20 protein-coding genes are annotated in these 22,398 nt (G+C 38.0%); 1 reads left to right on the top strand and 19 read right to left on the bottom strand.

Features of this window, described 5'->3' with window-relative positions:
* Nucleotides 1-473: 473 nt before the first annotated feature.
* From QKW49_RS24920 to QKW49_RS24905, 4 genes are all read right to left on the bottom strand, one after another.
* The gene (locus QKW49_RS24920; protein ID WP_282865338.1) at nt 474-2,789 is read right to left on the bottom strand and encodes a DNA translocase FtsK; all 2,316 of its coding nucleotides are present in this window, start codon (nt 2,787-2,789) and stop codon (nt 474-476) included.
* A gap of 115 nt (nt 2,790-2,904) precedes the next feature.
* Complete coding sequence (gene uppP, locus QKW49_RS24915; RefSeq protein WP_282865336.1) at nt 2,905-3,744, bottom strand: undecaprenyl-diphosphatase UppP; 840 nt, start codon at nt 3,742-3,744, stop codon at nt 2,905-2,907.
* A gap of 243 nt (nt 3,745-3,987) precedes the next feature.
* Nucleotides 3,988-4,212: a YlzJ-like family protein gene (locus QKW49_RS24910; protein WP_282865335.1), complete on the bottom strand. Its 225-nt coding sequence runs from the start codon at nt 4,210-4,212 to the stop codon at nt 3,988-3,990.
* Between the two features lie 32 nt (nt 4,213-4,244).
* A complete protein-coding gene (locus tag QKW49_RS24905; RefSeq protein WP_282868235.1) occupies nt 4,245-5,009 on the bottom strand; it encodes an ATP-dependent Clp protease proteolytic subunit in 765 nt (254 codons plus the stop codon).
* Nucleotides 5,010-5,250: 241 nt separating this feature from the next.
* On the opposite strand from QKW49_RS24905, the gene metA reads away from it, so the two are divergent.
* On the top strand, nt 5,251-6,168 hold the full coding sequence (gene metA, locus QKW49_RS24900; protein WP_282865334.1) for a homoserine O-succinyltransferase: 918 nt from the start codon (nt 5,251-5,253) through the stop codon (nt 6,166-6,168).
* 84 nt (nt 6,169-6,252) lie between these two features.
* On the opposite strand, the gene QKW49_RS24895 is transcribed toward metA, so the two are convergent.
* The 15 genes from QKW49_RS24895 to rimP form a co-directional block, all read right to left on the bottom strand.
* Nucleotides 6,253-6,843: a dipicolinate synthase subunit B gene (locus QKW49_RS24895; RefSeq protein WP_282865333.1), complete on the bottom strand. Its 591-nt coding sequence runs from the start codon at nt 6,841-6,843 to the stop codon at nt 6,253-6,255.
* Nucleotides 6,844-6,845: 2 nt separating this feature from the next.
* Complete coding sequence (gene dpsA / locus QKW49_RS24890; RefSeq protein WP_282865332.1) at nt 6,846-7,721, bottom strand: dipicolinate synthase subunit DpsA; 876 nt, start codon at nt 7,719-7,721, stop codon at nt 6,846-6,848.
* 357 nt (nt 7,722-8,078) lie between these two features.
* Nucleotides 8,079-9,818 (bottom strand): IS1634 family transposase, encoded by a 1,740-nt coding sequence (locus QKW49_RS24885; protein WP_282863996.1) that lies wholly within the window; start codon nt 9,816-9,818, stop codon nt 8,079-8,081.
* A 366-nt stretch (nt 9,819-10,184) separates the two neighbouring features.
* Complete coding sequence (locus tag QKW49_RS24880) at nt 10,185-11,441, bottom strand: pitrilysin family protein (RefSeq protein WP_282865331.1); 1,257 nt, start codon at nt 11,439-11,441, stop codon at nt 10,185-10,187.
* 268 nt (nt 11,442-11,709) lie between these two features.
* Complete coding sequence (locus tag QKW49_RS24875) at nt 11,710-13,809, bottom strand: polyribonucleotide nucleotidyltransferase (protein ID WP_282865330.1); 2,100 nt, start codon at nt 13,807-13,809, stop codon at nt 11,710-11,712.
* Between the two features lie 228 nt (nt 13,810-14,037).
* The gene (gene rpsO / locus QKW49_RS24870) at nt 14,038-14,301 is read right to left on the bottom strand and encodes a 30S ribosomal protein S15 (RefSeq protein ID WP_282865328.1); all 264 of its coding nucleotides are present in this window, start codon (nt 14,299-14,301) and stop codon (nt 14,038-14,040) included.
* A gap of 100 nt (nt 14,302-14,401) precedes the next feature.
* Nucleotides 14,402-15,361, bottom strand: a complete 960-nt coding sequence (locus QKW49_RS24865; protein WP_282865327.1) for a bifunctional riboflavin kinase/FAD synthetase — start codon at nt 15,359-15,361, stop codon at nt 14,402-14,404.
* A gap of 10 nt (nt 15,362-15,371) precedes the next feature.
* Nucleotides 15,372-16,280: a tRNA pseudouridine(55) synthase TruB gene (truB, locus tag QKW49_RS24860; RefSeq protein ID WP_282865326.1), complete on the bottom strand. Its 909-nt coding sequence runs from the start codon at nt 16,278-16,280 to the stop codon at nt 15,372-15,374.
* Nucleotides 16,277-17,260 carry a bifunctional oligoribonuclease/PAP phosphatase NrnA gene (locus QKW49_RS24855; RefSeq protein WP_282865325.1) on the bottom strand — a complete coding sequence of 328 codons (984 nt, stop codon included), beginning with the start codon at nt 17,258-17,260 and terminating at the stop codon, nt 16,277-16,279. The genes truB and QKW49_RS24855 overlap by 4 nt, the downstream gene beginning before the upstream one ends.
* Nucleotides 17,232-17,621, bottom strand: a complete 390-nt coding sequence (gene rbfA / locus QKW49_RS24850) for a 30S ribosome-binding factor RbfA (protein ID WP_282865324.1) — start codon at nt 17,619-17,621, stop codon at nt 17,232-17,234. The genes QKW49_RS24855 and rbfA overlap by 29 nt, the downstream gene beginning before the upstream one ends.
* A gap of 90 nt (nt 17,622-17,711) precedes the next feature.
* A complete protein-coding gene (gene infB, locus QKW49_RS24845; RefSeq protein ID WP_282865323.1) occupies nt 17,712-19,982 on the bottom strand; it encodes a translation initiation factor IF-2 in 2,271 nt (756 codons plus the stop codon).
* Nucleotide 19,983: 1 nt separating this feature from the next.
* Nucleotides 19,984-20,304, bottom strand: coding sequence for a ribosomal L7Ae/L30e/S12e/Gadd45 family protein (locus tag QKW49_RS24840; RefSeq protein ID WP_282865322.1), 321 nt, complete (start codon nt 20,302-20,304; stop codon nt 19,984-19,986).
* Complete coding sequence (locus QKW49_RS24835; RefSeq protein ID WP_282868234.1) at nt 20,297-20,542, bottom strand: YlxR family protein; 246 nt, start codon at nt 20,540-20,542, stop codon at nt 20,297-20,299. Before QKW49_RS24835 ends, QKW49_RS24840 begins: the two co-directional genes overlap by 8 nt.
* Before the next feature lie 90 nt (nt 20,543-20,632).
* Nucleotides 20,633-21,670: a transcription termination factor NusA gene (nusA, locus tag QKW49_RS24830; RefSeq protein ID WP_282865321.1), complete on the bottom strand. Its 1,038-nt coding sequence runs from the start codon at nt 21,668-21,670 to the stop codon at nt 20,633-20,635.
* Nucleotides 21,671-21,720: 50 nt separating this feature from the next.
* Nucleotides 21,721-22,185, bottom strand: a complete 465-nt coding sequence (gene rimP, locus QKW49_RS24825) for a ribosome maturation factor RimP (protein WP_282865320.1) — start codon at nt 22,183-22,185, stop codon at nt 21,721-21,723.
* Nucleotides 22,186-22,398: the final 213 nt, after the last annotated feature.

The raw sequence follows: 22,398 nt of genomic DNA, 5'->3' as shown, positions 1-22,398 counted from the left end.
AGCCAAATTATATATTATGCTAATTTTCGTAGGGGCGGACGACTCTGTCCGCCCGCGTGTAGCGCAATAATACGTCGGGTGGACAGGGTCGTCCACCCCTACCTGTATCCACATACCCTGGTTAATAAATAAATGGAATGCTAGTGTTTACCCCTCAATAGCATTCCCATAAAAATGAAATTCATATATTAAATTATACACCGTTCATTATCCGCTGTTTGCTATTCGCTATTAATCATTCATTCTTAACTGTTCACTATTAATTATTCACTATTAATTATTCACTATTAATTATTCACTATTAATTATTCACTATTAATTATTCACTATTAATTATTCACTATTAATTATTCACTATTAATTATTCACTATTAATTATTCACTATTAATTATTCACTATTAATTATTCACTATTAACTATTCACTATTCACTATTGGTTTTTCATTGTACATTGTCCATTGTCCATTATTTTTTATCCGTCTTGTTGATTATTCATCATTTCCTGGTACTGTTGCTTTGTAATCAGCACCTGTCTCGGCTTACTTCCCTCAAACCCCCCGACAATCCCTCGCGCTTCCATTTGGTCAACCAGCCTTGCCGCGCGTGCATACCCCACCTTTAAGCGTCTTTGCAGCATGGATACGGAAGCTTGTCCGTTATCAACCACCAGTTCAATGGCTTGAGGAAGCAGCTCGTCATTATCTCCCGGGTCTATCTCTTCCACTTCATTTTCTTTTTCTATGTGCTCCATGATATCTTCATGATAGTTTGCACCCGAGTTTGATTTTATAAACTGTACAATACTTTCAACTTCTTTATCTGAAATAAATGCGCCTTGCAGTCTGGTTGGTTTAGATTCTCCGACAGGATAGAAAAGCATATCGCCTTTTCCCAATAATTTTTCCGCACCGGCCATATCCAATATGGTTCTTGAATCTACCTGTGAAGATACCGCAAAAGAAATTCTGGATGGAATATTGGCTTTAATAACCCCTGTAATAACATCAACCGACGGCCGCTGTGTAGCAATCACCAAATGCATTCCGGCAGCTCTAGCCATCTGAGCCAATCTACATATAGCATCCTCCACATCTCCTGGTGCCACCATCATCAAATCTGCTAACTCATCAATAATGATTACAATCTGAGGAAGAACCTTTTCCGGCTCTCCGCCCTCTTCAATCAAATCATTATATCCTTTTAAATCTCTAACATTATTATCAGCAAACAGCTTATACCGGTTTACCATTTCTTGAACAGCCCAATTCAATGCTCCTGCAGCCTTTTTAGGATCTGTTACGACCGGGATCAGCAGATGAGGTATTCCGTTATATACGCCTAATTCAACCACTTTAGGGTCAATCATCAATAATTTAACTTCATTGGGATTCGCTTTATATAGTATACTGGTGATTAGTGTATTAATACATACGCTTTTTCCCGAACCTGTTGCGCCGGCTATTAATAAATGCGGCATTCTTGCGATATTGGCTACTACCGGCCTTCCGGTAATATCTTTTCCCACGGCAAAAGCAACCTTGGAAGGATAATCGGTGAATTCTTCCGATTCAATGACTTCCCTCAAGTATACAGGCGTAACCTCTTTATTGGCTACTTCAATCCCAATCGCTGCCTTTCCCGGAATAGGTGCCTCAATTCTTACACCGGACGCAGCAAGGTTTAAAGCAATGTCATCGGACAGATTCACAATCTTGCTCACCTTAACCCCTGCACTAGGCTGGAGTTCATATCTGGTGACTGAAGGACCTCTGCTAACCTGAAGTACTTTTGCTTCTACACCAAAACTCTTAAGTGTTTCAACCAGTTTTTTGGCATTTTGCCGCAAGTCATTATGCGAACCTTTTTGTCCGTCCTGAGAAGATGCGTCAAAATACATCAGATCCACAGGCGGATAAGCATACTTGATATATTCATTAGAAGAAGCGATAGACGGCATCTCCTCTTGTTTAGGTGTACCGGATGCAGGTTTGCCCTTAGATTGTTGCTTGTCAGGTACAGCGTCCTGACGCTGTACCGTATTCTCTCGTGAACGATGGTCGTATATTTTAAATGGGGGCTCATTCGCTGCTGCCTGATGTTCAACAGCCAGCGGCTCTCGGTCATGGGCCTGCTGAAATGCTTGCTTTTCATCTTCCACCTTATTCTTTCTTTCTATCATAGCACTCTTAAAGGACGTTATCATCTTTTGATAAATACCACTTATCCCTTTTTGTATAAATGGATATAAAAAAGCTGCGACTTTAAAAAGGGAAATCTCTGTAATAATCATGATAAATATTAAGGTTAAAGTAATAAAGACGATTGCCGCTCCCCATACACCAAACATATTGACAATGGGTTCTGCAATTAAGCCGCCCACTACTCCGCCGCCTTTTCCCTTACTGCCCAGTTCATAAAACACTTCCATGCTTTCACGCAGCGTTAGGTCATCCGGCTTGCTGCGGGAAAAAATATGCATTACTGCACTTAGTATTATAAACAGCACTACTGATATCAGATACTTGTAATGACTCTTTATCTTTCCTCTCTTCACTATATAATGCACACCGTACCCGGTAACTAAGAATGGTACAATATATACCAGATATCCAAACAATCCCATGCAGATATTTTTAAATCTTTCTCCAAAAAAACCTGCTGCTTCTGAAAAGAAGCTAACTCCCATTAACAATCCTAATGCAACAATGAATAACGCTGTTATTTCTATATTTATACTATTATGAATCTCCTTACTCTTGGTTTTGTTTCTTATCTTTCGTTTCGCCATTGTGACCACCTTATCTAGATAGTTCACAGTTCACGGTTCACAGCTCACAGCAGAAGGAAACATATACATCCTCAGGCTGTGAACCGTGAACCGTGAACCGTGAACCAATTTCATTCTATTTCATAAGCAAGCTATATATAATAACAAGGCTTCCTACTATCCAGCAGTAGTAAGAAAACATATATAATTTTCCCTTGTTAAGTAAGTTAATCAAGAACTTAATAGCAACAAAGCCTGTAATAGCCGCAGCAACCGTACCAATTAGGAATGGTAATAACTCAGCACTTTCAAAACCTTGTTCAAGCAAGTCCGGCACTTGCAGCACCGCAGCACCTAAAACAGCCGGAATAGACATCAGAAAAGAAAACTTAATTGCAAATTCTTTTTGAAAGCCATTTAACAAACCGCCTACGATCGTAGAACCTGAACGCGATATGCCGGGCATAATGGCCATACTTTGAAATATTCCCACAACAAATGCATTAGAATACTTTGCATTTGACTCATCTTTAGACCCTGATATCAGCTTATTGGTAATCCATAACAAAAGACCTGTAAACAATAACGTAAAACCTACAACACGAATAGATTTAAACATCGTTTCAAAGAAATCTTTAAACGCAAACCCAATGATCACTGCCGGAATGGTTGCAGTAATGAGCAGTAAAATCATTCTTCTGTAAGGTGATGAATCAATATTGACATTTCCTTTTGGGATATCACCGAGCAACCCAAAGAATTCTTTTACCAAATGATATATGTCTTTATAGTACACTAAACATACCGATACTATAGTTCCCAAATGCAGCATCGTGTCAAATAAAAGGTGACTTTCCTCTAAATCATTCATTCCAAACAATTCTTGAAAAATCACCAGGTGCCCTGAACTGCTAACCGGAAGAAACTCGGTCAATCCCTGCACAATACCTAGAATAATTGCGATAAAAATATTCATTTCAACACCCCTAATCATCTAATAAAAATCATCATAATAAAAGATGCCGGCAAAATGCCAACATCTTTAATATACCATATCATTGGAAAATAATCCATATAAAAGTCCTAAGACTAAATAACTTATAGAGGATTATAAGTTATTTGCATCAATAATCATTAAGTGAGGAGTGGATAGTGCGGTGTGAGAAGTTTTTCTTGTCTCTACACACCCCACTATCCACTCCTCACTTCTAATAATAACTTAAATAGTCTTGATATCATACTCAATAATTGTCCCAGGCTGCAGCCCGGGGTCCAAATATGCTTTTAAGTTGGTCGTAATAATACGGTCCACACGGCATTGATTTGCCGCAACTTGAGTAACCGCAAGTGTTTGTCCCCTATATGTAATATGCTGTGTTTTTTGAGGATGTTCTTCTGTCTGAGAAAAGATGACTTCATGAGGCATAATAGAATAAATAACCATTTTATCGCCCTTTCCTGATCATTCTCTTTAGGTTAGGTATTGTTCTTTTCTATATTATCGGCACCTTCTTGCATACCATTTAGTTTTTCCTTATTTTCAATTTCTATCTTTTTTCTTCTCTCTGCAATTAATTCATATAATTTTTTGAGTGCCGCAGACAATCCTCCCGCCTCATCAATGAGCCCATTTTTTACCGCATCCTGCCCAAAAAGCACAGTACCTACATCATTTGCCAATTCTCCTGTCTTAAGCATGAGCTCTCTGAATTTTTCTCTTGATATTTGCGAATTCTTTGTAACAAACTGTACTACTCTTTCCTGCATTTTATCAAAATACTCAAAAGTCTGCGGCACTCCAATGACCAGCCCCGTCATCCTGATTGGATGAATGGTCATGGTCGCTGAAGGTGCTATAAAAGAATATCTAGTCGATACTGCTAACGGCACACCTATACTGTGTCCGCCTCCTAATACAATGGATACGGCTGGCTTTTCCATACTGGCAATCATTTCCGAAATAGCCAATCCGGCTTCCACATCTCCACCAACGGTATTTAATATTACCAGCAGTCCGTCAATTTCATCATTCTCTTCAATAGCAACCAATTGAGGAATCACATGCTCATATTTTGTTGTTTTATTTTGCGGCGGAAGAGTAATATGCCCTTCAATTTGTCCGATGATTGTCAAACAATGAATATTTCCTTTAGAACTTTTAACGTTTGAAGCACCAAATTCTTTAATTATTTCTGCTTTGACTTCTTCAGATTCATTCTTTTTATTTTTATCATCCTGCATCTTCGTAAAGGTTACTTTGTTTTCTTCTTTTCTGTCAAGCATTATTCCACTCCTGTCAGCTTTAGTAAAATCCATCGAGCAACTAATAATAGTATGCAGAACCATACTTTAAAATATTCTTACACGTTACATATTTATTTCACATCTTAAGTTTTTACTCGCGTATTTATGCGTTGTAAATCACCTTCATATTTGCTATACTTAATACATATTATTTCTAAAAAGCAAAAGGAGTATGAATATGCCCATTAAAATACCTGATAATCTACCTGCATTTGAAACCCTTAATAATGAAAATATATTTGTAATGACGGAAAATCGTGCTGCTCATCAGGATATTCGTCCGCTTAAAATTATTATATTAAATTTGATGCCAACAAAAATTTCAACCGAAACCCAGCTTCTCCGTCTGCTTGGCAATACACCTCTTCAGGTAGAGATAGAGTTTTTACATACAAAAACCTATAAGTCAAAGAATACTTCTGAAGAGCATCTGTTTACTTTTTATAAAGCATTTGATGATATTAAACATAAAAAATATGATGGAATGGTTATTACCGGAGCACCTGTGGAGCAAATGGACTTTGAACAGATAGAATACTGGGAAGAGCTGAAGCAGATCATGGAATGGTCTCTTCATAATGTAACTTCTACCTTCCACATATGCTGGGGTGCTCAAGCAGGCCTGTACTATCATTATAACGTTGACAAATACCCACTTTCCGAGAAGATGTTTGGTGTATTTGAGCATGTTATTAATAAAAAAAATGTTAAACTTTTCCGAGGATTTGATGACGTTTTTTACGCTCCCCATTCACGACACACTGAAATTAGAAGAGAAGATATTGAAAACATTGACGGCCTTGAGATATTATCTGAGTCAAAGATTGCCGGCGTCTATATCGTGGCAACAAGAGGCGGACGCCAAATATTTGTAACCGGTCATTCGGAGTATGATCCCTTGACTTTAAAAGGTGAGTATGATCGCGATGCTAATAAAGGTCTCCCTATCGCAGTCCCAAAAAATTATTTTCAAGATGACGATCCGTCTAAGCCTCCGATTGTAAAGTGGAGATCTCATGCAAATCTGCTGTTCTCCAATTGGCTGAACTACTATGTATATCAAGAGACACCTTATGATGTGAATGAAATTGAATAAGAGCAAATCTACAAAATTTTGCACAAATTAAGGGGTGTCAGGGGGACGGGGTTGTTGACAACAATCCCATCCCCCTGACATTTTTTATTCTTCTGAACCTAACAGTATTGGTTGAATCTGCTGTCCGCTGAGTGCCATTTTAACAGTCGGTAAAATCAAGTCCATCTTAGCAACAATCGAGTTTTGCTTTTTTATCGGATCATCTTGCTGAAAAGGAACCATATAGATATTCTTTGAATTAAGTAGTAAAGCAATATTCTTTGCATTCATACTTAATCCGTCATTTGTAGAAACTGCTACGATTACCGGCTTCTGATTTCTTAAATGAGCTTTTGCAGCCATGGTTACACTGGTATCGGTAACTGCATTTGCTATTTTTCCGATAGTATTTCCTGTGCATGGTGCAATAACGATTGCGTCAAGCAATGCTTTAGGACCTATCGGCTCAGCTTCTTCTATTGTACTGATCACTTTGTTCCCTGTTATTTCTTCAAATTGTTGTATAAATTCTTTGGCTTTACCAAACCTTGTATCCATTTGATATGCATTTTGAGACATTATGGGAATGACTTTAGCCCCTTCATTCATTAGATTAACGACTTCCGGCATTACTTTCTTAAATGTACAAAATGAACCTGTTAGTGCAAATCCAATTGTCCGATTTTTCAAATCCATAACTATACCCCCAATTCATAGATAATGTTAAAAATGGTGTCTTTTATAATATCTCCTGCCGTATTAGGGGCTACTTTCCCTGGAAGGGATAAAGCCCAAATCGTTTTTATCCCTATATTCCTTGCCATCTCAAAATCAACTCCCCCTGGTTTAGACGCCAAATCAATGACCAAACATTCTTTATCAATCTTTGATAGAATATCCGTGTCAAGTACTACACTTGGTATTGTATTAAATATTACATCATAATCCCCTATCACCGTAGTTAACTCATTTAAATGTATTCCATTATAACCAAAGCTTTTTATCCATGCTAAATCTTCGTACTTCCTTGCTTCCACAGTAACATTTGCACCAAGTCCCCAAAGCATCTTCGAAAGAATTCTTCCGATTCTTCCATATCCTAAAATAAGACAGTTACTACTATGTATTGTGATAGGCATTTCTTCCATCGCGATTTGTATCGCTCCTTCTGCAGTAGGTATTGCATTTAAAACTGTTAATTCTTCTCTCTCAAAATAATCTACTACATAGATGTTATATACCTTTGCGAGATTATTAATTTTCTCACCCAGTTTTCCTCCTACAAAAAGCTGATTTTTGGAGATTTTTTTAAATAAATCCTTATAAAAGATTTTTTCATCATAAAAAGGAGCATTTACGGTTTCATTATCAAGGGTACACGGCAGAGGTGCAATAATCACATCTGCTCCGTCTATTGCTTCTTGAATACTGTTGACTTGTATAATACTTGGATGAAATTCTATATTATTAAAGCCAAAAGCTTTGACATCATAACCGTCCTGCGCAAGTCCATTTGCCATCTTTACTTGGCGCAAATCCCCTCCAATGACTGAAAAGCTCTTTTTGTTCTTCATATAGTCACCTCCACAAATTTGCGTATGTTCATTAATCTATTACATTGTATGTACAACACAAACTATTAGTGCTTGTTTAACTTGTACTAATAGAACAATAAAAAAGTGACAGCCAAAACTGGCTGTCACTTTTTTATTACTTACATTCAGCATGAATAAATTACCACTACCCTTTTATGTTGCGTAGCGATATATCAACTTGCTAATGAGCATGATTACGGTCAGAATTAGTGGATTTACCATAGCTTACGTAAAAAAAGCGCACTGAACCAAGGTATACCACTAACTCCGGCAACCCAATATATCCCTTTTATTAATAATACATTTTCGAGATTACTATGGATGTCGTGTTAACTGTCATTCTAAGAATTCTTCAATGTCTATATCTAGCAGTTCCAGCACTGTTGTTACAGTTAATTGTTGGTGTTCGCTATAAAACCCATAACTGTAGGTATCTTCTTGTTCTTTCACAAAGTATGCTTTTTCTAAAGCTTCAAGCACATATTTGATGGTAGGGTTTTCAAGCTTCTTGTTATTCCAGCCAATACGTGGAAGCTCCTCTTCTGATTCATTGATACTTTTACGAATCTTGTACTGAACAATTGCACGAATCAGAAGTGAGATGTTCATGAGCATGACCAAGGCATTAATTCGCTCTGGCGTTTTTAAAAAGATTGAAGCTGCAAGTGCAGGTTCTTTCAACAGTCTAAACTGCGCCTCAACAACAGTTTGTTCTTTGTACTGACGGAGGATCTCCTTGCCATCAAATTCTGTCTCATGAATACTTGTGATCAGCACGAAGCATTCTTCTTCGTGTTTTAGTTTCTCCACAGCTGTAGCATTTTCTGCTTGTATGTGTACAGTTACACGCCAAGATATTACGATAACTGGAGGTTTAGGATTTTTTCCCGGATTACCACGTGGTCTTTTTTCTGTTTTTTCTTCCTTGAAACAGACGTCAAATAGAAAAAGACTCTTCTTGTGAGCTTTTTCAAAGCGAGCCCACTCTTCACGGGCATCCGCTTCACAAACAAATACTTTGCCCGATAATGTCAGGATATCTTTTTTAAGCTCCATACGTTGCTTCTCCAGCTTATGCTCAAAACGATCTTTTCCCGCACTACTGCGGACAACAATAAACCGGGTATCACAATTTTCAACAGCCTCCATAAACTCCTGCATTTCATAGGTACATGCGTTCTTGCCAGAACCTATCTGACCGATATCAGTCCATTGATCAAATTTATAAGCTTTCTCGATCAGTCTTCCGGCAACCTTGCCGTAAAAATTTGCAGGACACCGCGATATGAACCGTATCCTGTTGTCTGGATCGGTAAGCTGCTTGAACGTTGGCAGATTAATAAGCTTAGAGTCAGCAATATAAGTTACTTCATTCAAACAATCTCCGAATATTTGCTTTGTAAGGGCTAAGGCTTTTTGATTCCATTCAATATCGGAAGTATTTCCATCCATAGTTGAACTGGCTACGGCAATACCATGTTCATTGACAATCTTACCTACTACGGCCTGTTTGCAATGCGGAAGGTGATCCTTGTTATATCCTTTGGTGATGTTCAAAGCACCCTCCGGCGCATCGTCGCACATATATTGCCCATAAAAGGACAATGTTGTTGTATCAGAATGCAGCCGATTGAAAGCAATATGAAACACGCTGTACATAGACAAACAGATAGATGAAAACAATCCTTCAGGTTTAGCTTCACTGATTCGGTCTAATGCACGTGCGATGGAATAGTCATTTAAGTGTTCTGGCATAACCCCTTTGCCAAACAATGCTTCAGTATCATAACCGGCAAATGCCCGCTTGATCCTGTAAAGTGGGGCTCGTACCTGCATAAATGTTGCCAATATCACGGCCTTAGCTAAATTACCGGGAGACACTTTCCAATGACTTTCATCCCATTCAACACTACCATCTATGAATTCAACAAAACCAATGAGTTTTAAAAACTTGTTTGCAAGCAGTAAAGCAAAAGGAAGGATCAAAGGTTGCTCTACTTTTGCCGGATGCAGTATAGTAATTTTACGCTTTTTATTTCTTTTGTGTTTATGTGACTTCTTTGAAGCTTTTGCCATACGAATCACTCCTATAATTTTGTATATAAAAGAGATTCGCCAAAAGTTCTAAATTCCATTCAAGTTTACATAAATAATGCATGGTAATTTATTCATGCTGAATGTGAGTTATTACTCTATAGGAGGATGTGAAAAAGTGCTTAATTGGTCGAAAATCAAACATGGGGACAGTCCCTCTGTTATGCCAAAACCGGGCAAACAGCAGGTACAGTCCCCAAGTTCGATTTTCTCTATGTGCCGAATCGGACTTTTTCACATCCTCCTATATATTATTGATATTTTACATTAATAATCACTAAGCAAGCAGTGGAAAGTCTTTATGCTCTCCCCACTCCCCACTCCCCACTCCTCACTATAGAATATATTCTATCGGATAAACTTTTCAAATACTATATCATCAGGTATGGTTCCTACAGCTGAGATACTAATATTTTTATTGTCAAACACCTTCTGAATGATATCGCTTACAGATTCTATGGTAATATCATTAATCCTTTTAAGTATCTGGTCAGGTGTTTTTATCTGCTTGAGCAGCAACTCGGACTTTCCTATACTATTCATTCTGCTGCTGGTGCTTTCAAGACCAAGAATGTAGTTTCCTTTTAGCTGCTCTTTTGCCTTATCCAGTTCCTCTTTGGTAATTTTATTTTTATTTAAACAATCCACCTCAGCAAAAATTAATTTAACAACTTCACTTATTTGTGAAGGATTCATGCCGGCATAAATTGCAAACAAACCGGCATTTTGATAAGAGGACGGATACGAGTAAACAGAATAAGCCAATCCCTTTTCTTCTCTGATCTTTTGAAACAGCCTGGAACTCATACCTCCGCCAAAAATAGTATTTACTACTAACAGTTCATATATGCTATCGTTTCCCTGTTGAATCCCTTCAAAACCTACACAAAGATGTGCCTGTTCGGTATCTTTATGTTTTACAACGATATCACTGTTAAAATTAGTCTCTTTATAATTGCTTCCTATATTATTTATATTCTTCCAGTTCTCAAACTTCTTACTCAGTAAATCTATCACCTTATCATAATCAAAATTGCCCGCAATAGCTATTACCGTATTTGATGGTGTGTAATTGTTCTCCATATATTTTGATATTTCATCTCTATTGATTTGCTGAAGAGATTCACCGGTTCCTAGAATCGGATATCCCAAAGGATCTGCTGACCATATTGTCTCCGAAAGAATGTCATGAACAAGTTCCTCCGGAGAATCTTCATACATATTGATTTCTTCCATAATTACTTTTCTTTCAACATCGATATCACTTTGCGATATTTTTGAATTAAAAAACATGTCTGATAGTACGTCTATTGCAATATCTATATGGGTATCCAGTGTTTTAGTGTAGAAGCATGTGCTTTCCTTTCCTGTAAAAGCATTTAACTGCCCGCCGATACAATCTATACTTTCAGCGATGTCTTTTGCACTTCTATTAGTAGTTCCTTTAAAAAGCATATGTTCAATAAAATGGGAAATACCATTATTTTTTTTATCTTCTCTTCTTGAACCGTTACCAACCCATATTCCCAACGAGACAGATCTTACATAAGGAATATATTCAGATACGATTCTAACCCCATTTGCTAACGCGTGTAATTTATACATACATCCTCCCAATACTGAAAATTAATGAGGAGTGGATAGTGAATAGTGGGGAGACAACAACTTCTCCCCACTCCCTACTCCCCACTTAACGATTATTTACATCAAAGCTTCTTCTATCTATATCTATTAAAATTATATACCTTTATTACAACCTATTGTAATTATAAGTTATATGTCTATTATATGCAACTGACATTTTGTGTAACTCTACTTTTAATTTAAAAAAACAGGACGAAGCACGTCCTGTCTTTTGATATTTAGCTGATCGTTATTTTTCTTGTTCAGTAACCTCGGGAAGTGCATCTTTTCTGGAAAGATTTATCCTGCCCTGTTTGTCTACTTCAATTACTTTGACAAGTATTTCATCTCCGATATTAACTACATCTTCTACTTTTTCAACACGCTTTCTATCCAGTTTGGAAATATGGACCAAACCTTCTTTTCCCGGTAGAAACTCAACAAAAGCACCAAAATTCATGATCCTCATGACTTTACCCATGTAAACTTGACCTATTTCAATATCTTTTGCAATGCCTTCAATGATTTTTAATGCCTTTTCCCCTGCTTGCGCGTCAGCGGTTGAAATAAATACTCTTCCGTCATCTTCAATATCAATCTTTACGCCGGTATCCGCAATAATCTTCTGTATGGTCTTACCTCCCGGTCCAATCACTTCTCTGATTTTATCAGGATCAATATTCGTAGTAATGATTTTAGGTGCATAAGCCGAAAGCTGCTCTCTCGGTCTATCTATTGCCTTAAGCATTACTTCATCTAAAATATAATATCTTGCATCTCTGGTTTCTGTTAATGCCTGCTCGATGATTTCACGAGTAAGACCATCAATCTTTATATCCATTTGAATTGCCGTAATACCCTTCTTGGTACCGGCTACTTTAAAGTCCATATCGCCAAAAAAGTCTTCTAATCCTTGTATGTCCGTCATGGTAATAAATCTATCACCTTCGGTAACCAACCCCACAGAAATACCGGCAACCGGTGCTTTTATAGGCACACCCGCATCCATTAACGCAAGAGTACTCCCGCAGACACTGCCTTGTGAAGTTGACCCATTCGAACTTAATACTTCAGAAACCAAGCGAATCGCATATGGAAATTCCTCTTCGCTGGGTATAACAGGTTCCAATGATCTTTCAGCCAGCGCACCGTGTCCTATTTCTCTTCTTCCCGGACCTCTTGAAGGTCTGGTTTCTCCTACGCTGTAGGAAGGGAAATTATAGTGGTGCATATATCTCTTGCTTTCATCTTCGTCTAAACCATCCAGCATTTGTACATCTCCAAGAGCTCCTAGCGTTGCTACGGTAAGCACCTGGGTTTGTCCTCTACTAAACAATCCGGTGCCGTGAGTACGTGGTAGTATCCCTACTTCAGCAGATAAAGGTCTTATGTCATTTATACCTCGCCCATCTACACGCTTGCCTTCATCCAGTATCCATCTTCTAACAACATACTTTTGAAGCTTATACAGCGTCTCACTTATCTGAGATTGCATATCCGGATATTTTTCTGCAAAATGCTCGAATACGTCATCATAAACAACCCTAAGATTCTCTTCTCTTGTCTTTTTATCATCGGTATCTATTGCTTGTTTCACCTTGTCAATAGCATATTCCTTGACATCGTTATAAAGCGTCTCATCAACTTGATAGGATTGATATTCAAACTTAGGTTTACCTACTTCTTTCACGATATCTTCAATGAAGCTGCAGATTTTCTTAATCTCTTCATGTCCGAACATGATTGCTTCCAGCATCACATCTTCAGGTACTTCTTTTGCTCCGGCTTCAATCATCACTATTTTTTCTTTAGATCCTGCTACAGTAAGCTGTAAGATACTTTCATCCCGTTGTTCCGTATTCGGATTAATGATAAACTTGCCATTCACTAATCCTACAGATACACCTCCAATAGGTCCGTTAAATGGAATATCCGAAATAGAAATCGCCGCTGATGCACCTATCATTGCTGCGATTTCAGGGGAATTGTCCTGTTCTACCGAAAGCACTGTAGCTACTACAGTAACATCATTTCTTAAATCTTTTGGAAACAACGGACGGATGGGTCTATCAATCACCCTGGAAGTCAATATCGCCTTTTCTGTGGGCTTTCCTTCTCTTTTCATAAAGCTTCCTGGGATCTTCCCAACTGCGTAAAGTCTTTCTTCATAATCTACGCTTAAAGGAAAGAAGTCAATTCCTTCTCTTGGCTTATCTGAAGCTGTTGCTGTTACGATTACAACCGTTTCACCGTAACGTACCAGCACCGAGCCACTTGCAAGCTGCGCTAGCCTTCCAACCTCTATCGTAAATGGTCTGCCTGCCAAATCCATTGTAAAAGTCTTATGCATTTTAGTCTACCTCCTGTTTGTCTCTTGTTGTTATTCCTGGGTAGCTACTAGTTTTTAGCAATTAGATGTGCACTCTATTATAAAACTCTCCCAATACAGTACACGTCTAATGGCTAATGAACTAATAGCTACATACATACCTATAATAGTATTATTTTCACCCAGTGCTCATATTATACCGCATACGTACACAATAAGTGAGCGGTATATACCGCTCACTTACTTTTTTTACTTTCTTAAATTTAATTTACCAATAATTGTACGATATCTTTCAATATCATTATCCATCAGATAATTCAATAATCCTCTTCTTTGTCCAACCATCTTCAAAAGACCTCTTCTGGAATGATGGTCTTTTTTATGCATTTTAAGATGCTCATTCAAGTGATTGATTCTTTCAGTGAGTATCGCAATCTGTACTTCCGGAGAACCGGTATCATTCTCGTGAAGTTTATAAGATTCGATAATTGACTGTTTTACTTCTTTAATCATAATGTTTCACCTCCTCGAAAAATATCCCCTGCAGCTAAGATTTGGGTTGGTGACTCCCATATCCTGGCCTCAGGTTAAAAACCCTGTAACACCAAGTATTCTAACATATATTGATTTTATTGTAAATACCTTTATCACTAAAATATTGTTTTGTATACTGAACATCTTTTCCAATTTGCTCTGTCAGTTGAGCAAGTCCCGTAAACTTTTTTTCATCCCGTATTTTTTTGATAAAATGCACAGTCACAGTAGAATCATAAAGATCTCCGGTATAATCCAATATATGCGTTTCAATACGGATTCCTTGATCATTTACGGTAGGATTTACTCCAACATTGGTAACACTGCAATATGTGCATCCGCTAATATCCGTACTTGTCACATATACGCCTTTCGAAGGAAGCACCCTATCGTCTCCCGGAACAATATTAATAGTAGGAAATCCTATCTCACGTCCAAGGTGCTTACCTCTTACTATTTTCCCTGTAACCTGATAGTATCTTTTCATAAATTCAGCCGCATGCTCAACATCACCATTTGCAATCAATCTTCTGATCAAACTACTGCTAACGATGGTATCTCCCAGTTTTACCGGTGCTACCACCTCAACATCGAATCCGTATTTTTGCCCCATCTGCTTAAGCGTCTCCGGTGTGCCGGCACTTTTATAGCCGAAGCGATAATGAAAGCCCACCGTGACATGTTTTACATTAAACCGCTTCAATAAAATATCCTTTACAAAGTCTTCGGGTGCTATTTTCATATATTCTTGATTAAATTCTTCCAGATATAAATAATCTACACCATGACGGCTAAGGATTTCGGCTTTTGTTTCATTGGGAGTAATTAAAGCTGTGATGAACTTTCCGGCTATCACATTTTCAGGATGATTACTAAATGTATAAACAATAGACTTTAAATTACTATTGTTACATGCATTAATGGTCCTTTTTATTAATTCCATGTGCCCTATGTGCAATCCGTCAAAATTACCGAGAGCGATGGCTGTTCCTTGGGATATTTCTAAAGGAACATTCGCTTTTGAAAAAACCACCTTCATTTATTCCACCTCAGAAAAAACTTTTTACCATTTTCAGATACAATATATGATCAGGCTTTTTAATGATCTGGGACAAACATAAAAAATCGCCCTTCGCATTATAAATTCTGCACTGTATCCCTTCTTTCAGATGCTCTTTTGATTCAATGGCATTCAACGGAATTTGCATACCATTTAATACTTTCTTTTCTATGATCGGAGTAACAACTACCTGCGGATGATGTTCGAATATCTTGTCAACAGGAATAAGTATGCTGTTGATGCTCTCATTTTCAATACGCTGCTTAAACTGCTCCAGAGTAATTGATTTTTCCATATCGAACATACCGCTTTTCGTACGAAGGAGAAATGACATATGCGCCCCACATCCCAGTTTTTTCCCGATATCAAAACATAATGTTCTGATATACGTACCCTTAGAGCATGTTACATCGAATAATACCGTATCGTTTTTATCATCTATATCTATGATTCTAATATCCTTGATTTCAATCTGTCGCGGCTCTCTTTTAATCTCTATGCCTTTTCGGGCTAACTCATATAATTTCTGTCCTTGCACTTTCACAGCAGAATACATGGGCGGAACCTGCTCTATCCTTCCCTTAAAGCTCTCAATCACATCTGCCAGTGCGTCCTTAGAAATACTTACTTTTCTGATATCTAATACTTTTCCATCACTGTCTTGGGTATCGGTTATGATACCCAACTTAAGCTCCGCACGATATTGCTTTTGCTGGGAAGTGATCAAATCCGCTACCTTGGTCGCCTTACCTATGCATATAGGTAAAACTCCCACAGCACCGGGATCCAACGTACCGGTATGTCCTACTCTTTTGATGCCTGTACATTTTCTTATAAAGCTTACAACATCATGAGATGTCATACCCGGCGGCTTAATAATAGATACGATACCATTCATGACTTAACAGCCCCTTGTGTCACCTCATCCTTTACAGCAGCCAAAACCTTCTTTACCGCCTCATCCATATCCATGTTTAATGTACATCCACTTGCCCTTTGGTGCCCGCCTCCGCCGAATGAAACAGCAATTTTAGATACATCAACATATTGGTTGGAGCGAAAGCTGACTTTCACTTGACCGGGCTCTTTTTCTGTAAATACAACACCTACTTCTACATCTTCAATAGACCTGGGAATCCCTGAAAGACCATCCACATCCTCCATATTCATTCCCATTCGTTGAAGCAAATGATAATCCAACACGATCATTGCAACTTTATTATGCTGATGCATTTCTATCAGATTAATGGCAGCCGCTTTCAATTTCAGCCTATCTAATGAAAAAGTGTCATATATTCTCCGATTTATTTCTGCAACACCAATATTTTTTTGTATCAATGCCGATACAATAATATGTGTCCTTGAAGTAGTATTGCTGTACTTAAATCCTCCGGTATCGGTAGATATTGCTACATACAAATTTTCTGCCATTTCCTTATCTATAGCCACATTCAACTCTTCTAAAAGATCGAAAATGATTTCTCCTGTAGCCGCAGATTGTGTATCAATATAATTATACTGTGCGAAACCGGTATTACTGATATGATGATCAATATTTATAGTAAGTTCGCAGTCATTAAATATCTCTATACGGTTGTTGAGTCTTCTCTCATCGCCGCAATCCAGACAGATCACCATATCAAACATACCTTTTGACAATACGTCCATTGTCTTTATATCACTACCCGGCAGAAAAGAATATAATTGGGGAACATCCTCTTCCAAAATAACAAGGGGTTCCTTATTCAATTTTTTCAAGGCTAAAGAAAGCGCGAAGGAAGACCCTAAACAGTCTCCATCCGGACTGGTATGCGGCAAAATCGCGATTTTAGACCCTGTTTGAATAGTTTCAGCAATCTTTTTCAGTTTCAGTGTCATTATCCGCTGAGTCTCCTTCTGATGCGTTAATATTATGAAGCAGCCTGTTAATATACGCCCCATGTTCCATAGATTCATCTAAAATAAATAATAATTCAGGGGTATATCTCAGTTGAACCCGCTTACCGATTTCCTTTCTCATAAAGCCTGCTGCACTTTTCAAACCTGCGATGGCATTGCTCTGAGCTTCTTTATCTCCCATCACACTTACATAAACTTTTGCATATCTTAAGTCTCGTGTCACTTGTACATTCACTACACTCGTCATCATAGGGATTCGGGGATCTTTAAGTTCCCGGACAATTTCACCAAGCTCTTTTTTGACTTCTTCACTGATCCGGTTTATTCTGTTATATGACATACTTTCACCTTCCTAAAATAAAAGCTTACATAGCCCTACTAATTCACAGTCCTTGATGATCTAATGATATCTGTGAACTGTGAACCAACTCTACTGTTTAATCTCTTCCATCACAAAACATTCAATAATATCCCCATCTTTTAGATCATTAAATTTCTCTATACCGATACCGCACTCATATCCGGAAGCCACTTCTTTAGCATCATCCTTAAATCTCTTTAATGAAGCCAGGGTTCCTTCATGTACAACGATACCGTCTCTTACGATTCTTACTTCCGAATTTCTGTTTATCTTTCCATCGGTTACATAGCAGCCTGCGATAGTGCCTACACCGGTCACTTTAAATGTCGCACGAACTTGCGCATGACCAAGAATACTTTCTTTATACTTAGGCTCAAGTAACCCTTTCATCGCTGCTTCCATATCTTCTATCGCATTATAGATAATTCTATATAATCTTATTTCCACTTCCTGCTGTTCGGCAGATGCACTTATTGCGGCATCAGGGCGCACGTTAAAGCCGATAATAATCGCATTGGACGCAGCAGCCAACACAACATCCGACTCAGTGATAGCTCCTACACCACCATGAATGGTACGTACTCTTACTTCGCTATTGCTTAGTTTTTCAAGTGATTGCTTAACAGCTTCCACAGAACCTTGTACATCACCTTTTATAATAATATTTAAGTCTTTTACCTGGCCTTCTTTAATCTGGTTGAATAAGTCATCCAGTGATACCCGTTGATGAGATTGAATTTTTTCTTCCTTGATCTTATCTTTTCTTTTCTCAACAACATCCCGAGCTTTTTTCTCATCTTCTACAGCATAGAAGACATCTCCTCCATCAGGTACTTCAGATAATCCCAAAATCTCAACCGGGGTAGAAGGACCGGCTTTTTTCACCCGCTGCCCTTTATCGTCTACCATTGCTCTGACTCTTCCTACTGCAGTCCCTGCAACCAGAATATCTCCTATCTTAAGGGTACCATTTTGAACCAGTACGGTGGCTACAGGCCCTCTGCCTTTATCAAGCTGCGCTTCAACAACCGTCCCTTTTGCCAATCTATTCGGATTTGCTTTTAATTCCTGCATTTCTGACACCAACAGGATCATTTCCAATAGATGATCTATACCTTCTTTTTTCAACGCAGATACAGGCACACAGATCGTATCGCCGCCCCACTCTTCAGGTACAAGGCCGTATTCGGTCAATTCCTGTTTCACTCTGTCCGGATTGGCACCTTCTTTGTCCATCTTATTAATAGCGATAATGATATTGACATTTGCGGCCTTTGCATGGTTTATCGCTTCTACAGTTTGAGGCATGATCCCATCATCTGCCGCCACTACCAATATAGCGATATCTGTAACCTGCGCTCCTCTTGCTCTCATCGCTGTAAATGCTTCATGGCCCGGTGTATCCAAAAAAGTGATATCCTTATCATGAATCTTTACCCTGTAAGCACCGATATGTTGGGTAATCCCTCCGGCTTCAGTGGCAATTACATCTGTTTCTCTTATCGCATCCAGTAAAGAGGTCTTTCCGTGGTCAACATGCCCCATTACAACCACAACAGGCGGACGTGTTTTCAATTCGGCATCATCATCTTCTACATCATTAAATAACTTATCTTCTTCGGTAATAATAACCTCTTTTTCAACTTTAGCACCCAAATCTTCAGCTACCACTGACGCTGTATCAAAATCAACGGTTTGATTAATAGTAGCCATAACCCCTAACATCATTAATTTCTTAATAATCTCAGTCGCAGATACTTTTAACTTATCCGCTAAATCTCCTACCATAATTTCATCAGGAATAGCAACTTGCATAGGGTCCTTCTTCGGCTTTTGATTTTTTGCTTGCACTTTATCGATATTTTCTTCAAAGCCCTTATCCTTTTTGGATTTACCAACGCTTTTCTTGATTTTTTGCTTCTTATCGCCTTCGAATTTAACCTTATCAGGTACCAACTCTTCGATTTTTTCTGTATCCAGTTTGTCTAGATCTACTACAGTAGGACGTGTATCAACATATCTGCCCTTTTTATTCTTATCATTAGCATCTTTTTCTCTCGTTTGGTTGACGTTTTTCTGTTCTATGTTCTTCTTATTCTCCTTTGTTGGATAATCAGCCGCATTTTGCTCTGCTTTTTTCTCCGGTTTAGGCTGAGTTTCCTGATTATTAACAACATCATTTTGCTGAGTATAAGTCTCCAAAATAATATCAATATCTGAATCCTCTAACGTACTCATATGGTTTTTTACATCCACATCAAATTTTTGTAGTTCGGATATAATATCTTTACTTGAAATATCTAAATCTTTCGCAATTTCATATACTCTTGGCTTAGACAATTCATTCACCCCCGCTTGACATTTGGTTATATAAACCAATAATTAAATTTGCAAAATTTTTATCCTTAACGGACAATACTGCCCGATATTCCTTACCGATCATTTTTCCTAATTTTTCTTTAATCCCAAATTCAATAAATGAAATATTTCTATAATTGCACATTTGCGTAAAACGCTTTTTCGTGTTATCAGAACTGTCTTGTGCAATAATGATCAGTTGGCTCTTTCCGCTTTTAATCTCTCTTTCACAAGGCTCTTCGCCTGATGTAATCTTACCTGCTTTTTGAGATAATCCAATCATTGAATACAGCTTTTCATTCATCCTGCTTCTCCAATTCATCTTTTATCTGATCATATATTTCTTCTGAGATCGCTTGTGAAAAAGCCCGTTCCAATCTTTTTCCTTTGCGCGCTTTATGAAAACACTCTATGCTGTTGCATATATAAGCGCCGCGTCCAGGTTTCTTCCCTTTAAAGTCTATTGATATTTCCCCTTCCTGATTCTTAACAACCCGTATTAGTTCTTTTTTAGGCTTCATCTCTTTACAGCCTAAACACATTCGAAGGGGTACTTTCCTTTTTTTTTGCACAGTATCACCCTCTATAATGATTTCCAAATTTATATGTTTTTTTCAATATATCAGCATTATTTAGGCATTACTTTGGGATTCACTCTTAATATCAATTTTCCATCCTGTCAATTTGGCCGCTAATCTGGCATTTTGCCCTTCCTTGCCAATGGCAAGAGATAGTTGATAATCAGGTACAATAACCTTTGCAGCTTTTTCGTCCTCATTTACGTCAACCTTTAATACTTTCGCAGGACTTAAGCTGGCTGCAATGTATTCAACAGGATCAGAATTCCATTTGATAATGTCTATTTTTTCTCCCCTCAGCTCATCAACAATTACCTGTACTCTATTGCCTTTCGGTCCCACACATGCGCCTACAGGATCAACATTAGCATCAACAGAGTGAACAGCAATCTTAGTTCTGGACCCCGGCTCCCTGGAAATACTTTTGATCTCTACCACCCCTTCATAGATCTCCGGCACTTCTTTTTCAAATAGTCTTTTTACCAACCCCGGATGAGTACGTGAGATCAACACTTGGGGTCCTTTGGTCGTCTTCTTTACCTCAATCACATATACCTTGATTCTATCATTAAAATGATATTCTTCCGCCGGAACTTGCTCATTCGGTGCGAGAATCGCTTCGATTTTTCCCATCTCCACCATTACATTTTTTTTCTCAACTCTTTGTACAATGCCGGTAGCAATATCATTCTGCCTACTGAAAAATTCTTCAAAAATAATGCCTCTTTCAGCTTCTCTAATTCGTTGTACAACAACCTGTTTAGCAGTCTGCGCTGCGATACGCCCAAACTTTTTAGGAGTTACTTCAATATCAATAATATCTCCTAAATCATACTTTTTACTAATACTTCTTGCTTGTTCCAAACCGATTTCCAAAAAGTCGTTTTCAATTTCTTCTACAACTTTCTTTTTTGCAAAAACCTTTACTTCACCAGAAATCCTATCAATATTTACCGATACATTCTGTGATGAACCAAAGTTTCTTTTATAAGCGGAAATAAGTGCCGCCTCAATTGCATCCAGCAATACTTCTGTGTTAATACTTTTTTCTTTTGCAATTTGCTCTAGTGCTTCAATAAATTCAGCATTCATCTTTCATCCTCCTCTATTCAGTTTTTATATTTGAGTTCTTAAATAATATATTAAAAATCAACAGCTAGTCTAACTAACGCGATTTTATCCTTTTCAAGCTCTATTCTGCTGTTGTCCTCCAATTGGATAGCAATACTACCATCATGGTACTGTTCCAGCATACCGATCAACAATTTACTGCCATTTAACGGTTGATACAACTTGACTTCTACTTTATCTCCCAAGTGGCTGGTAAAATCCTTCTCTTTCTTCAGCGGCCGGTCCAATCCCGGTGAAGAAACTTCCAGATAATAGCTTTGATCAATGGGATCCACTCTGTCTAATTCATTGCTGACACCCTTACTTACCACTTCACAATCATCTAATGTGATTCCATTTTCTTTATCGATAAAAACTCTTAAAAACCAGTTAGGACCTTCTTTTTTAAATTCTACATCTACAACTTCACAGCCATTCTGTTCCGCTACGGGCTGTGAAAGCTCAAATACTACATCTTCAATCTTCCCTTTAGGCAACGCCCATTCCACCTTTCCGATTGTTTTTTATACTTCAATGAGATTGTATAAATCGTTAACTATCTATATCATCACACTAATCCTATCATAGTGTCTATCTTTACCTGTATTATTCTCTTTATGTAAGTAATTTATTTTCTCTCGTGTCTTTCTGTATTAATAATGAGAAAGAGTGGGGTATCTGCCCACTCTCTAAAATAACAATGTATTTGT

This window comes from Petroclostridium sp. X23, from assembly GCF_030013905.1.
GTDB lineage: Bacteria > Bacillota > Clostridia > SK-Y3 > SK-Y3 > X23.
The sequence above is the reverse complement of the archived record's forward strand: the minus strand, read 5'-3'. Positions and strand labels throughout refer to the sequence as shown.